The following is a 13,615-nucleotide window of genomic DNA, read 5'->3' as shown; positions in this document are numbered from 1 at the left end:
GGTATAAACGATATAATCATTTATACCATATATTTAATTTGGATGATAGAAATGGCCTATATCGTTACAATCACGAATCAAAAGGGCGGGTGCGGCAAGACTACGGTGGCAATGGGGTTGGCTGGCACGCTCGGTCTGCGCGGCCACAAGGTATTGGTCGTGGATGCTGATGTGCAGGCAACAGCGAGTCGTTGGGCCTTTGCGGCGGAGGAAGGTAAGCCATTTCCTGCCACGGTGACCGGACTGGCTGCCGCGGGCTCAAAATTGCACCAGCAGGTGAGAAAGTACGTGGGAGATTACGACTACATTGTCATCGATACTCCACCGGCCGTTGAGTCCTCGGCGCCGCAGAGCGCGCTGCTCATATCCGATTTGGCGATGATGCCGGTTATCCCGTCGCCGCCCGATCTCTGGGCTGCCCAGGGCATCCTGCGCCTGATTCAGGCGGCCCAAGTCGTCAATGATCAGTTGGAGGCTCTCCTGCTTCCCAATATGGTCCCGCGCACGGTCTTAGGTCGCGAGGCGCTGGAGGCGCTTGATGCCTTTGAATTGCCCGTTTTCGAGACTGGGCTTGGGCAGAGAACTGCCTATCGAGAGGCCAGCATCAGTGGGGTTGCTATCCAGGCCTTGGGCCGGCGTGCATCCCAAGCCACCATGGAGCTTGACGCTCTGTCTGACGAGGTTGAACGGCGGGCCGCATGAGCCGTAAAAAGAAGTCCAAATTTGGCGACCAGTTTGAGAAAACTTTGAGCGACGAGAAGCGCGAGGTCGGCGAGCGCTTCGAGCGGGCGGATGTTGCGCTGAGTGGCAGCAGCAGCGACAGGGCTGACGAACGTGAAAAGCAAATCTCATCAGGAAGCACAGTCGTCAGGGACGCCTTTTCCATGCCGGATGAGGATTATCAACTTATCGAGGCAATCCGTCAGCGGCTTATTAAGGAGCACGCGCTTGTTCGAAACAAGTCGGAGGTGTTGAGGGCCGGGCTGCGTGTGCTCTCGGAAATGTCGAGCGAGGAGTTGTTATCTGCACTGGAAGAAGTTCGTGTTCTCAAGCCAGGCAGAAAGCCTCAGCGCTAACCTGATATTCGTTCGCACAACGTGGCGAGGAGCCTTGACCCATGCACTCACTGGAGCGAATGGCGCGCCAGGATGTGTCAAACATCCAAGATGTGTTGCCTGAGGACGCCAAAGCAGCCGAGTCTCTTTTTGCGTCAATGATGCCAAGTGACTGGGACATATTGCAGTCGTTGGTTCCGGGGCAATCGCCGAATTCTTCATTGGCGCCGTTTCTGACAATACGCACGTGGCTGGCCAGCTCCCCGCTTCCGGTGGACTCCGGCCAACCCGAATACTCGATGCCAACCGCGGAATTGCGGGAACAGGCGAAGAATTTAGCAAAAAGATTTCGAGATCTTGCTCAGGAAATGGAAGCCCTCTTTCCAGAGCTGTCATCCAAACAATCTCTCGAGATCGTCATTCAGCCGAAAACCTGGCTGGAGAAAACTAGAAGTCTCGAACCAACGATGCAGGAATGCATCGAGGAGGCCAGGGAGAATTCGGCGCGACGTGATCGTACTCCGAGTCATAAACCGGCGGTACTCGACGTGCTGGCGGCCATGGCGAAGGCCTCCGGCAGTGAAGCTGAGGCCGTGGAAACCTATCGGAATTGGCATGAGGCAGCGCAGTCGGTGGAATCAGGAGTAAAGGGTTTCTGCCGTGTCGGAATTGCGCCGCCTGTAGTAGGGGACGGCAGTGTGTTGGAGCAACTCGAAGGATATATCTCGGAGCGAGCCCACCTGAAGAAGGCGCCTAGAAAGCCGAGAAATAATCCGAGCTGGTGTCGGCACTTTTGCCATGAGCTAGACAAAAAGCTCCAGTCTGCACCTCTTCTAGCCAACCTAAAGCGCTCCCAAAAGCTCCGCGTCATCGAGTTTTCGCTGCATGCCCATGCGCGTTACCAAGGGCTCCAGGTCCCCGACTCCTGGGGGATACGAGAGATCGAACGCTCGTTGACCTGATTACCGGATCACGCCCTTACAAAAAGCAGCTCCCCGCGTCAACCCTATAAAGGCAATTTTCTGCTGGCATTACAGGAGTGTCTATCACAAAAGACGCCTCTAGTCTTTGTGTCACCTCATCAGACCACAGGTGACATCAATGGAATCCAACTCTTTGCCGTCCTCCGGCCTCGTCCGCCTCGGCACCATCATCGGAACCCCTCCAGGGACCGGCCCGATACCGGTCAGCCGAGCAACTTGGTACTCCTGGATCCAACAAGGAATTGCCCCGCGACCGGTCAAGCTCGGGCCACGTACCAGTGCCTGGCGAGTTGAGGACATTAAGGATTTTCTCGAGAGCCTTAGCGAGAAGGATCCGACGTAGCCCTAAGGCATATCCCCAAAAAGAAACGGCCTCGCCGGGCAAGGGCGAGGCCGCGACACAAGACTTTACGCAGGAAAGCCTATGAGTACTCCAAAGTATAGCAATCTTGCTTCGATCCACAAGCCCATTCAACGTAATGAAGCCATCACAGGATTCCGTGAGGCGATCGAAGCTACCGGCATGACCCCACCGAATCATATCGAACCGGGCACTATTCACCGATTCCCTGGCGCCGGTAAAGGTGCCAGCAATTGCGCCGGCTGGTGCATCCTATTCGATGACGGCGATGGCGGCGTATTTGGCGACTGGTCTACCGGTCTGAATGAAACGTGGCAAGCCCGCAAACCGGCCGACGAAGCCGAGCGCAGGCGGTGGGCAGCCAAGATCAGCAAGGCTAGGCACCAGGCCGAAGAACAACGCAAGCGAGCCCAAGACGAAGCCGCCGCCGAATGCGCCGAAGTCTGGAGCAAAGCCGAGCCGGCGCCGGCCGATCACTCATACCTGATTGCCAAGGGCATCGAACCGCACGGCACCCGCATCGAAGGTGCCCGGCTACTAGTGCCGATCAGGAACGCGGCCGGGAACATCCGGTCACTTCAACGGATCGACAGCGAAGGCGGCAAGCGGTTTCACCCCGGCGGGGAGATCACGGGCAATTTCTACGCCATCGGCCAGCCTGGCGAGCTGGTGATCGTTGCGGAAGGACTCGCCACGGCGGCCAGCATTCACCAGGCGACCGGCTACGCAGTAGCGGTGGCCTTCAACGCCGGCAACTTGAAGCCGGTCGCCGAGGCGATCCGCGCCAAGCTGCCCGACGCCCGCATCATCATCGCGGCCGATGATGACCGGAGAACCGAAGGAAATCCCGGCATCACCAAGGCCAGCGAGGCAGCTCAGGCGGTTGGTGGTGTAGTCTCCTTGCCCGGCCAGCCTGGCGACTTCAACGACCTGCACAGCTCCAAGGGACTGGAGGCGGTAGCCCAGGCAATCGAGCAGGCCGTATTACCACCAACAGACCCGAAGGCCGAAGTTGCTCGCCTGGCGAAACTGGACGCGCTCGGGTATGACCAGGAACGCGAGGCGGTGGCCAAGGCGCTGGGAGTGCGAACCAGCACCCTGGACACCGTGGTAAAGAAGGCTCGCGCCGAAGCCGAGGCAATCAACGCGTCCGGCGCTATGGACTTCGAGGACGTGACCCCTTGGCCCGATCCTGTCGAAGGTGCGGAGCTGCTGGACGAAATCGAACAGAGATTACAGCGCTACCTAATCACGGCTGACCATGCCCCGACGGCAATCGCTCTCTGGTCTGTTTTCACCTGGTTCATCGAAGCGGCCCGCGTGGCACCAGTTCTCGGAATCACCAGCCCGGAAAAGCGGTGCGGCAAAACTACGATGCTGGAATTTCTCCTGAAAGTGACGCGTAAGCCGCTATCCACCTCGAACATATCGCCGGCTGCCGTCTTCCGGGCACTTGAGAAATGGACGCCAACTCTGCTGATCGACGAAGCGGATACCTTCATTCGCCAGAATGACCAGTTACGCGGAGTCCTGAACAGCGGACATACCCGCTCAAGTGCTTTCGTGATTCGCACGGAAGGCGACGATTTCGAACTCCGCCGGTTTTCGACATGGGGCGCCAAGGCGGTGGCGATGATCGGCCACCTACCCGACACGCTGGCAGATCGCGCCGTACCCGTCGCCATGCGCCGGAAGCTGCCAAGCGAAAAGGTGGCCCGGCTTCGCGGCGATCCGTTCAAGGAACTACGCCAGCGAATCGCGCGGTTTGCCCACGACCACCAAGAAACCATCCGGCGGGCAGAACCGGAGATCCCGAGCGGCATCAATGACCGCGCCGGGGACAACTGGGAGCCGCTACTGGCCATCGCAGACCAGGCCGGCGGTGACTGGCCGGAGAAAGCCCGGACGGCCGCCTTGGCGCTATCAGGGGCACCAGCAGAAGCCGAGAGCATTCGCACCATGCTACTGGCCGATATGCGCCGGCTGCTGATCGAACACAAGGCCCTTTCCTCAACAGACCTTGCCGAGAAGCTGGCGGACATGGAGGAACGGCCCTGGCCGGAGTTTGGTAAGGGCAGCAAGCCGATCACCCCGGCAAAGGTGGCCCGAATGGTGGGGCGATTTCAAATCAAGCCGGAGAAGCTGCCCAGCGATTCGGGATATAGCCGAGGTACTCGGGGCTATACCTTTGAAAGCGCCCGAGATGCCTTCGACCGCTACTTACCCCCCATTCAAAGTGCCGAAGTGCCACGAGCCAATGGCGGCGAGGCTTCCGGCGATTCTCAAAGTGCCACGCCACCCCAGCCCGTGGCACTTTCGAAAACGACGAAAGCCAATAACGGCGCGGCTTGTGGCACTTCGGCACTTTCAACCGTCCCCCGAGAAGAGATTCTCGCGATGGCCCGCGATGCTTGCGACGGCCTGACCGTAGATCCATCCGAGCTGGCTGACTTTATCGCGAGGCAAAACGACCCCGACCTGCATAATCCGACCGCCGTCCGGCGATGGGCCGAGGTGATCGACCAGCGAGGGGGATTCCCCAGTGACTGAGTGGAAGTCCGGAGCCCCTTCCGGCGAACAGGTCTCCATGCGCCTCGAGAACCACCAGGCAACAAGCGCGTGGTGGCCGCCCAGTCGATAGAACCCCTGAAACCTGGGCCGAAAGGCCTGCTGAACCAACCCCCAAGGAGATAGCAATGCAAATTCTGAATGAAGTAATCGCCCAAATCGAACGCCACCCTCATGGCAAGAGTAGCCGGATCCTCGCCCAGGCAGCCCTCTCTGCTTGCAGCGACGCCTTTCCGGGACCTCCCCTGATCAAGGTGGCGACAGCCCTGGACCGGGAGAATTATCATCGGTACTGCCGTCTTGCGTGGATCGCCTACGAGCCTGATTTCAGCAACCCGGATCAGGATCGGGCGATGAGAATTCTCAAACCGTATTTGGGCGTGACGACAGCCTGAAGTGAGCCAAGGTTGCCTGGCGATAGCCTATTATTAACGGCCCGGGCAGGTCTTCAGCAAGGGGGGAAGCGCAACCCGGCCGAACTTCCAACTTACTGTCCGCACAGATGCAATAACTGGCTAACTCACTCCTCACTGGGCTGCGGATCTCTCTACACAAAACCCCAATGGGACGGAGCGATTCTTGCGTTTGACGAATAGACAATTATCCAGGGGCAGCCACATTGGAAAGGACGCATACATTTTCCCTATCACGGTCAACTTGTGCCTTTCTGGCCATGGCCCCCAGTCAGGGCGTTACGGCTCTGGCGACACGAAAGCCGATGTAATACCTTCTGAGGTCGCGGGAGACCCCGGAACGAAAGCTGGAACGCATCTTCTCGCCGGGCATGCCCCAGCTGCCGCTGCGCAAGATCGCTTTTTCGCAGTCGCCGGTCATCCAGGCACTGCCGTCGGTGGGCGCACCTTCGTAGCCAAAGTTGTAGCAATCCTGCGTCCATTCCGAGACGTTACCGTGAGTATCGTACAGGCCGAATGCGTTAGGCAGAAAGCTCCCCACCGATAATGTCTGTTCGCGGTAGACGCCGCTGGGGCAACCCGGGTAGGGAAAATAGCCGAGGAAATTGGCCTGATCGGTTGTGATGCAGTTCCCGGTGTTGAATCGCCCCGTGGTGCCGGCACGCGTGACGTATTCCGACTCTGATTCACTGAGCAGGCGATAGCTATGGCCGGTCTCGTCGCTGAGCCAGGCGAGATAGAGCTGAGCCTCGTGCCAACTCACGTTGATCACCGGCCGATCGCCACGACCCCAACCCTCGTCGTCTGGGCTAAAGTAGCAGCCGCCGTCTGCCACGCAGGCGTCCCACTGCTCGAAGGTCACCTCGTGCACACCCACAGCGAATGCTGGCATGTCAACTGTATGTTGCGGGCGCTCGGTGTTGTGGGCCTCCGGCTCGTCGGGCGGGCTGCCCATCACAAAGCTGCCCCCCGGAATCATGACCATCGTCGGGCAGTCGGGACAGTCCTTAAATTCTGGTCCAAAACGATCCTGAAAGATGACCTGGCCGAAGGCCATGCTTGAGCTGCTGGCACCTAACACCAGCAGGAGCCCGAACGAGAATGCGGCGCGGATGCCGGTCGAACGCGAGGTTCGAAGTGAGCGACTAATCATGAGCCCCCTTTTTGCTCTGTGTTGCTGCGGTCAGTATTAGCCAATGAACAGATCGGAAAACAGAACATTCGCTACCAAATGGACCAATAATAGACCAGAAATTAGGGATTGGTTTAGCATGCTATCGAGCTTAGGCAGATGACTCCCCACATAAGATACTGTTTTTATTGGTCTAATTAAATGGTGCCGGCTGAGGGATTCGAACCCCCGACCTGCTGATTACAAATCAGATGCTCTACCTACTGAGCTAAACCGGCAACAGGGTCAAATGAACTGCTACCAATGACCCGGAAATCAATTCTAATCGTTCCGGTGGTGCGGTTTTCAAGCGAAGCTTGAAAGAAGCGCTGCCGGGACACTTCAGCAGCTCTACCTACTGAGCTAAACCGGCAACTAGGCATATTCTAACCAAACCCGCCGCTCGAATCCGGAACATCGACTGTACAGGCGCGACCCATAAGAAGTATACTGAATGCATGATTAGCGTCCATGACAGAAACGGCTTCAAGTTCGGGCTGCGCCCGCCGGGCCGGCGATTGGTGTACCTCTCGCTGGCCTACGGATTCGTGGGCCTGGGCGCCATCGGCGCCGTTCTGCCAGTCATGCCGACCACGCCGTTTCTGCTGGTCGCACTCTGGGCGGCGACCCGCTCATCGCCCCGACTGCGATTCAGGCTCTACCGGCACCCGCGCTATGGACCGGGCCTGCGTGCCTGGCAACGCCACGGTGCGGTACCGATGCGCGCCAAGCAGGCTGCCTGCCTGCTGATGATCGCCAGCCTGCTTCTGTTGTGGCTGATAGGCACGGCGCCCTTCATTCTCTCGATGGTGGGGCTTTTCTTTACCGCCGTGGCCGGCTTCATCCTCACCCGGCCCACTCACCTTGCACCCGTCGTCGAGCCGCAGCGATGCAACCCGAATCACTGAGCGTCGCCCGCCCGGCCGGCCTGGCCGTTTGGGCCTGTCCTTTTCGTCCGTTCTTCCTGGCGGCCGCGGCCTATGCCGTTTTGTCGCTGGTGGGCTGGCTGGGTGTGCTGCTTTCCGGATGGCCCCTGGCCGGCGGTTACACGCCGATGCAGTGGCACAGCCATGAAATGCTGTTCGGTATGGTTGCGGCGGCCGTCGCCGGCTTCCTGCTGACGGCCATGTGCAACTGGACCGGCGCGACACCACTGTCCGGTTCGAAGTTGCAAATGCTGTTCGGATTGTGGCTGGCCGGCCGGATCGGCATGTGGCTGTCGAACTGGGTGCCGCTCGAACTGGTCGCGTTGATCGACCTGACTTTCCTGGCAGCGGTCGCCGTGTACGCGGGCCGCGTCATCATCGGATCGGGCAACTACAGAAATCTGCCCCTGGTGGCCGTCGTCAGCGTCCTGTGGCTGACCAACCTGCTGTTTCACGCCGGGGCGTGGAGCGGCGATACCGGGCTGGTGCGCCGTGCCGAACTGGGCACGATACTCCTGATCGTGATGCTCATCGTGATCATCGGCGGCCGGATCATCCCGGCGTTCACGCGCAACTGGTTGATGCGCCATCAAAAAGACCCTAAACCGGTAAAAACCCGGGCCTGGGTCGAGGTCGCCAGCATCACCAGCACCGCCCTTCTGGCACTGCTTCTCCTGGCCGGCGCCCCCTCGCCCATCATCGCGGGCATGGCCGCGCTGGCCGGACTGGCCAACGTGATCCGGCTGCTGGCATGGAGCGGCTGGCTTGCACACCAGGACCCGCTGGTGTGGATCCTGCACGTCGGTTACGCCTGGGTGCCGCTGGGCCTGCTGCTCATGGCGGTGTCCCATGGTGGTTTCGATGTCGCCGGCACGGCCTGGCTGCATGCGCTGGGACCCGGCGCCATGGCCGTAATGATCGTGGGGGTCATGACGCGCGTCGCGCTCGGTCACACCGGGCGTTCGCTGGAACTGCCGCCGGGCGCCGTCGCCAGCTACGTCCTGATTCTCGTCGCGGCCCTTGTGCGACTGACCACGGCGCTCGGCTGGGTGCCCTGGAAGTTCGGGGTCATGACCACGACCGTTACCTGGGTGGCCGCCTTTGTGATCTTCCTTTGGCTCTATCTGCCGATTCTCATACGACCGCGTGTCGACGGCCAACCCGGATGAGGGCCTCGAGATGCGTCTGACCCATCACGCCGATCTGGCCATGCGCGTGCTCATGCACCTGGCATTGAGCGGTGAGCGCCGGCTGACCATTCGTGAGATTTCCGATGCCTTCGGTATCTCGCGCAATCACCTGATGAAAGTTGCCCACAAGCTCGCCGGCCTGGGCTACATCGAGTCGACCCGCGGCAGCGGCGGCGGCATCCGTCTGGGTCGCCCACCCGAGTCCATCAACATCGGTCACGTCGTGCGGGACATGGAGCCGGACTTCGGGCTGGTCGAGTGCTTCCGCCCCGAAAACCGTTGCATCATCACACCGGCCTGCATCCTGCCCCGCATGCTCGACGAAGCGCTGCGCGCTTTCCTGGCCGTGCTGGACCAGTACACGCTTGCCGATCTGGTCACGCCGAAGGCGGGCCCTGAAATGGCGCGCATCCTTCGAATCCGAATTGACTGACTGATCGATCCGGATTCCGAAGGCGGTACAATTCCGCGCCATGGAATGGATCGATATCGGCTGCAACCTCACCCACGACGCCTTCGACTCGGACCGTAAGACCGTCATCGAGACGGCCCGCGAAGCCGGCGTGACCCGCATGATCGTCACCGGGGCGACCGAGGCGGGAAGCGTGCAGGCGCGGGAACTGGCCGATGACTGGCCGGGCGTGCTTCATGCCACCGCCGGTGTGCACCCCCATCATGCCGAAGAAGTCTCCAGCGAGACGCTCAGCGTGCTGGCCGAACTGCACCGGGCGGACAATGTTGTCGCCGTCGGCGAATGCGGGCTGGACTACTTCCGGGATTTCTCACCGCGGCCCGCGCAGCGCCGGGCTTTCGAGCATCAGCTCGAATTGGCGGTCGACTGTGGCAAGCCGGTGTTCCTGCACCAGCGCGACGCCCATGACGACTTCGTCGCGATCTTCCGCGAGTTTCGTCCGCACCTGGCCGGCGCGGTGGTGCACTGCTTTACCGATACCCGCGAGGCGTTGCTCGAGTACCTCGATATGGACTGCCACATCGGCATTACCGGCTGGATCTGCGACGAACGTCGCGGCTACCACCTGAAGGAATTCGTGAACGAGATTCCGGCCGATCGCCTGATGCTCGAAACCGATGCGCCCTATCTCAAGCCGCGCAACATGAAACCCAAGATCAAGACCCGCCGCAACGAACCGCAGTGGCTACCCTGGATCGCCGGCACTGTCGCCGCCTGCCGCGGCGTCACACCCGACCAGCTGGCCGAGGAGACTACGGCCACTGCGAGGCGCTTCTTTCGACTGACCGACTAAGGAGACCTCGTCCGTCGGGGACGTATCCCTAAGCCGCCGCTTCGGCAGCGGCCTGGCGCAGGGTGGCCAGGCGGCGGGCCTGCATCTTGAGGCGGTATTCGAGTTCGCGGTAGCGGGTGGACAACTCGGTGCGGCGCCACTTATCGCGCAGCGCGGCCTTGCCGGCGCTAACGCGATCGGCCTGGACGGCCTGCCACTGTGCCACGGTGTCCTTGAACTGCTGATATTCACGTTCGACCGTCTCGGCCCAGCTTCTGGCCGCGGGATCGCCGGCCAGGCGCTCCTGCAGTTCCTGGAACTGCACCTGCAGCCGGGCGCGGCGAATCTTGAAGCGTGGCGTGCTGCGCAGATCGTATGCCAGGCCCAGCCAGGAAGCTGCCGCGATCAGCCACTTGCCCGGATCGAAGTGCCACCAGTGAATGCCGTTGCGGTAGTCAGCCTGGAAGGCGTGATGGAAATTGTGATAACCCTCGCCCCAGGTCAGCAACGCGACGACGCCGCTGTCGCGCGCCGTATTGTCAAGATTGTGGTTGCGCTTGCCGAGCGTGTGGGCGAGCGAGTTGATGAAGAACGTGCAATGCTGGGAAAAGGCCAGGCGGAAGGCGCCGGCCAGCAGCACCATGCCGACGATATCACCGATCATCCAGCCGATCAGCAGCGGCAGACCCAGGTTCATGGTCCAGGTCAGCGGCCAGTAATTGCGGTGCTGCCACGCTACGATCGGATCACGCTCCAGATCGCGAACCTGATCGAAGTCGATCTCGCTGGTCGGCCACTTGCGCAACATCCAGCCCATGTGGGCATGCCAGAAACCGGTCTTGATCGAGTGCGGATCACGCTCGACGTCGTCGACATGGCGGTGATGCACACGGTGGCGCGCCGTCCAGACCAGCACTGAATTCTGCAGCGACTGGGCACCGAAGACGGCGAAAAACAGCCTCAAGGGCCAGGCCGCCTTGTAGGTACGGTGCGACCACAGACGGTGATAGCCGGCGGTAATCGACAGGCCGCTGAGCAGCCAGAAAATTCCGGCGAACAGCCAGGTCCAGCCGCTGAATCCGTAGAGAAGGCCCCATACGGGTGCGGCCACGAATCCGAGCAACGTGATGGCGATGAAAAAGGCCAGGTTTTCGTAGACCAGGCCGGGCTTTTGTTGAGACATGAGCGGTTTCGTTTTCCTCACGCCGGCGCCGGTTCACCCACTACAGGGGCGAGCGGTGTTGACGTTTTCATTTAAAGAACTTGATCGATAGCGGATAGGGCCAGACTTCACCTTCGGACGCCTTGACGCCGCCGATGATGGGGAAGATAAGGCTCACGAGAGCCAGTGCCATCAGCAGGAATCCGCCGATGACGATAATCATCAGGATCATGCTGATGATGGCGTAGATGACCGCGCTGATCATCCAGTTGAACACGACATGTCCGTGCGGCACCAGCCCGGGCAATTCATCCTTCTTGAGCAAATAGATGACGATGGGCACGATCAGGCCGGCCAGCGGCACCACCAGGCCCGACAGCATCGACAGGTGCAGAATCATCGCCCAGGTTCGGGTGTCCTTGTCGTCCGGGGCCACTTCGGTCTCCGGGGAATATTCTTCGTTCATCGAGGGCTCCTTTCTAGTCGGCCGAAGTTCATAGCGCTACTGGCTTTCGGTGGCCACTGAAACATTGCTGATACCGACCACGTTGGCCGAATCCAGCGCCTGCACCAGCGCGTTCGTGCTCGCATCTGGATGGGCGGCCACGATCAGCGGCGACTGCGGACTCTGCGCGTACTGGCGCTCAAGGTTGGCGCGCAGGGCGTCCGGCTCGACGCGGCGCTTGTTGACCGTGATCATGCTGGTCTGGTCGATGCGCACGACGATAGGCAGGTCCTCGTCTTCCTGCACGGTCTTCTGCTCACTCTCGGACGGGCGGGAGATGTCCAGCCCCTGCTCGCGGACGAACGAGGTGGTGACGATGAAGAAGATCAGCATGATGAACACGATGTCGAGCATCGGCGTGATGTTGATCTCGCCTTCGTCCTCTGGTCGATGGCGTTTTCGCATTTTGAATCGGAATCTCTGGCGAAAAACTGGAAGGTGACGAGAATACCGCAGGCACGGTCCTCCCGCCAACTCCGGTTCAGGTTTTTTTCTTGTTGACTTCGGGTCGCTTCCAGCCCGGCACGCTACGCTGGCGGGCTCTCGCGAGGGTTAACTGTCCGGGTGGGGCGTCAGCGGAAATCACGCTGCCGGCGCCAATGGTGGCTTCACTGCCTACTGAGACAGGCGCAACCAGGGAAGAGTTCGATCCGATGAAGGCCCCCTCACCGATAATCGTTTGGTGCTTGTTGACGCCGTCGTAGTTGCAGGTGATGGTGCCGGCGCCGATATTGGCCCCCGGGCCGACTTCTGCATCGCCGATATAACTCAAATGCGAGGCCTTGGCGCCGGCGGCCAGCGCCGCTTTCTTGGTTTCGACGAAGTTGCCCACCTTCACGCCCTCGGCCAGCTCCGTTCCGGGCCGCAGCCGTGCGAAAGGGCCGACCGAGCAGGTGCCGGTGGTGCGCACACCCTCGAGCATGCTCATCGGCTCGATTCGGGTCCCGGCGGCCAGGTCACAGTCGCGAACCACGCAGCCGGGCCCGATGATCACGCCGTCGCCGAAACGGTTGCACCCCTCGAGCACGACGTTGACGTCGATCATTACATCACGACCGCACTCCACGGGGCCGCGAATCTGCACGGAATCGGGGTCGAGCAGGGTCACCCCGTCGGCCAGAATGGCGCTCCGCGCCCGAGACTGGAAGACGCGCTCCAACTCCGCGAGCTGGGCGCGGTCGTTGGCGCCCAGCACTTCCCCGGGATCTTCCGTGACCACTGCAGCCACCTCGCACCCCTGGTCGGCGGCAATACCGATGCAGTCGGTCAGGTAATACTCGCCCTGGGCGTTGTCATCGCCGACCTGCCCGAGCCAGTCGGACAGATCCCCCGCACCGGCACAGAGCACGCCGCTGTTGACCTCGTCGATGCGGCGCTCGTCCTCGCTGGCATCCTTTTCCTCGCGAATGGCCGTCACCCGGCCCTCGCTGCGTACGATCCGCCCGTAACCGGTGGGGTTTTCGGGAACGAAACTGAGCACGGTGAGGTCGGCCTGGCTGTCGAGCAGGCGAGTCAGGGTCTCGGCACGAATCAGGGGCATGTCGCCGGGCAGTACCAGCACGCGTGACTTTGCATCGACGCTCGGCAGTGCTTGGACCACGGCATGACCGGTACCGCGGCGCTCGTGCTGCATCACCCAGTCAATGTCTGCGCCACCAATGGCCTCGCGAACCTGGTCGGCCCCGGAACCGATGACGATGCGTATTGCCGCCGGATCGAGCCGTCGCGCGGCCTCCACCAGGTGCGCCAGCATCGGCTGCCCGCCCACGGGCTGCAGCACCTTGGGCCGGGCCGAATTCATCCGCTTGCCCTCGCCGGCGGCGAGAATGATTACTTCCAGCATGGAAAACAGGGGTTCTGTGGAAAGGCGCCAGTATATCGCCGCTGATCCGGGCCGAGAAACAGGTAGGCGCAGTCGCCGACCTTTTCCTGTGGTCCGTGGTCCGTGGTCCGTGGTCTGTGGTCTGTGGTCTGTGGTCTGTGGTCTGTGGTCTGTGGTCTGTGGCCAGGGTTCAGGGTTCAGGGTTCAGGGTTCAG

General features: G+C 61.0%; 15 protein-coding genes and 1 tRNA gene. 10 read left to right on the top strand and 6 right to left on the bottom strand.

The window, feature by feature from the left end; translation table 11 throughout:
- Nucleotides 1-51 precede the first annotated feature (51 nt).
- From parA to DZK26_RS04815, 6 genes are all read left to right on the top strand, one after another.
- A complete protein-coding gene (gene parA, locus DZK26_RS04840) occupies nucleotides 52-702 on the top strand; it encodes a ParA family partition ATPase (protein ID WP_116898560.1) in 651 nt (216 codons plus the stop codon).
- Nucleotides 699-1,076, top strand: coding sequence for a hypothetical protein (locus DZK26_RS04835; protein ID WP_116898528.1), 378 nt, complete (start codon nucleotides 699-701; stop codon nucleotides 1,074-1,076). Before parA ends, DZK26_RS04835 begins: the two co-directional genes overlap by 4 nt.
- Nucleotides 1,077-1,117: 41 nt before the next feature.
- Nucleotides 1,118-2,017 (top strand): hypothetical protein, encoded by a 900-nt coding sequence (locus DZK26_RS04830; RefSeq protein ID WP_116898529.1) that lies wholly within the window; start codon nucleotides 1,118-1,120, stop codon nucleotides 2,015-2,017.
- Between the two features lie 139 nt (nucleotides 2,018-2,156).
- Complete coding sequence (locus DZK26_RS14700; RefSeq protein ID WP_116898530.1) at nucleotides 2,157-2,381, top strand: AlpA family transcriptional regulator; 225 nt, start codon at nucleotides 2,157-2,159, stop codon at nucleotides 2,379-2,381.
- Nucleotides 2,382-2,462: 81 nt separating this feature from the next.
- A complete protein-coding gene (locus DZK26_RS04820; RefSeq protein ID WP_116898531.1) occupies nucleotides 2,463-4,949 on the top strand; it encodes a DUF3631 domain-containing protein in 2,487 nt (828 codons plus the stop codon).
- Between the two features lie 146 nt (nucleotides 4,950-5,095).
- The gene (locus DZK26_RS04815; protein ID WP_116898532.1) at nucleotides 5,096-5,362 is read left to right on the top strand and encodes a hypothetical protein; all 267 of its coding nucleotides are present in this window, start codon (nucleotides 5,096-5,098) and stop codon (nucleotides 5,360-5,362) included.
- A 289-nt stretch (nucleotides 5,363-5,651) separates the two neighbouring features.
- Here DZK26_RS04815 and DZK26_RS04810 read toward each other — a convergent pair whose 3' ends face one another.
- Nucleotides 5,652-6,365, bottom strand: a complete 714-nt coding sequence (locus DZK26_RS04810; protein WP_181918414.1) for a formylglycine-generating enzyme family protein — start codon at nucleotides 6,363-6,365, stop codon at nucleotides 5,652-5,654.
- 349 nt (nucleotides 6,366-6,714) lie between these two features.
- Nucleotides 6,715-6,790, bottom strand: a tRNA-Thr gene (locus DZK26_RS04805).
- Between the two features lie 219 nt (nucleotides 6,791-7,009).
- Between DZK26_RS04805 and DZK26_RS04800 the strand changes: the two genes are divergently transcribed.
- From DZK26_RS04800 to DZK26_RS04785, 4 genes are read left to right on the top strand one after another with little or no spacing between them, the layout of a single operon-like run.
- Nucleotides 7,010-7,459: a YbaN family protein gene (locus DZK26_RS04800; RefSeq protein WP_116898534.1), complete on the top strand. Its 450-nt coding sequence runs from the start codon at nucleotides 7,010-7,012 to the stop codon at nucleotides 7,457-7,459.
- Entirely contained in the window at nucleotides 7,441-8,646 is a 1,206-nt protein-coding gene (locus tag DZK26_RS04795; protein WP_116898535.1) for an NnrS family protein, read from the top strand. Before DZK26_RS04800 ends, DZK26_RS04795 begins: the two co-directional genes overlap by 19 nt.
- Before the next feature lie 10 nt (nucleotides 8,647-8,656).
- Nucleotides 8,657-9,100 (top strand): Rrf2 family transcriptional regulator, encoded by a 444-nt coding sequence (locus tag DZK26_RS04790; RefSeq protein ID WP_116898561.1) that lies wholly within the window; start codon nucleotides 8,657-8,659, stop codon nucleotides 9,098-9,100.
- A gap of 40 nt (nucleotides 9,101-9,140) precedes the next feature.
- Nucleotides 9,141-9,932, top strand: a complete 792-nt coding sequence (locus DZK26_RS04785) for a TatD family hydrolase (RefSeq protein ID WP_116898536.1) — start codon at nucleotides 9,141-9,143, stop codon at nucleotides 9,930-9,932.
- Between the two features lie 28 nt (nucleotides 9,933-9,960).
- Here DZK26_RS04785 and DZK26_RS04780 read toward each other — a convergent pair whose 3' ends face one another.
- From DZK26_RS04780 to glmU, 4 genes are all read right to left on the bottom strand, one after another.
- The gene (locus tag DZK26_RS04780; protein WP_116898537.1) at nucleotides 9,961-11,094 is read right to left on the bottom strand and encodes a fatty acid desaturase; all 1,134 of its coding nucleotides are present in this window, start codon (nucleotides 11,092-11,094) and stop codon (nucleotides 9,961-9,963) included.
- A gap of 67 nt (nucleotides 11,095-11,161) precedes the next feature.
- Nucleotides 11,162-11,539 carry a DUF4870 domain-containing protein gene (locus tag DZK26_RS04775; RefSeq protein WP_116898538.1) on the bottom strand — a complete coding sequence of 126 codons (378 nt, stop codon included), beginning with the start codon at nucleotides 11,537-11,539 and terminating at the stop codon, nucleotides 11,162-11,164.
- Between the two features lie 36 nt (nucleotides 11,540-11,575).
- Nucleotides 11,576-11,983 carry a biopolymer transporter ExbD gene (locus DZK26_RS04770; protein ID WP_116898539.1) on the bottom strand — a complete coding sequence of 136 codons (408 nt, stop codon included), beginning with the start codon at nucleotides 11,981-11,983 and terminating at the stop codon, nucleotides 11,576-11,578.
- Nucleotides 11,984-12,059: 76 nt separating this feature from the next.
- Nucleotides 12,060-13,421, bottom strand: a complete 1,362-nt coding sequence (gene glmU / locus DZK26_RS04765; protein ID WP_220337180.1) for a bifunctional UDP-N-acetylglucosamine diphosphorylase/glucosamine-1-phosphate N-acetyltransferase GlmU — start codon at nucleotides 13,419-13,421, stop codon at nucleotides 12,060-12,062.
- Between the last annotated feature and the right edge of the window lie 194 nt (nucleotides 13,422-13,615).

This window comes from Wenzhouxiangella sp. 15190, assembly GCF_003417465.1.
Lineage (GTDB): Bacteria > Pseudomonadota > Gammaproteobacteria > Xanthomonadales > Wenzhouxiangellaceae > Wenzhouxiangella.
Note: the sequence above shows the minus strand (reverse complement) of the source record. Positions and strands in the feature narration are given on the sequence as shown.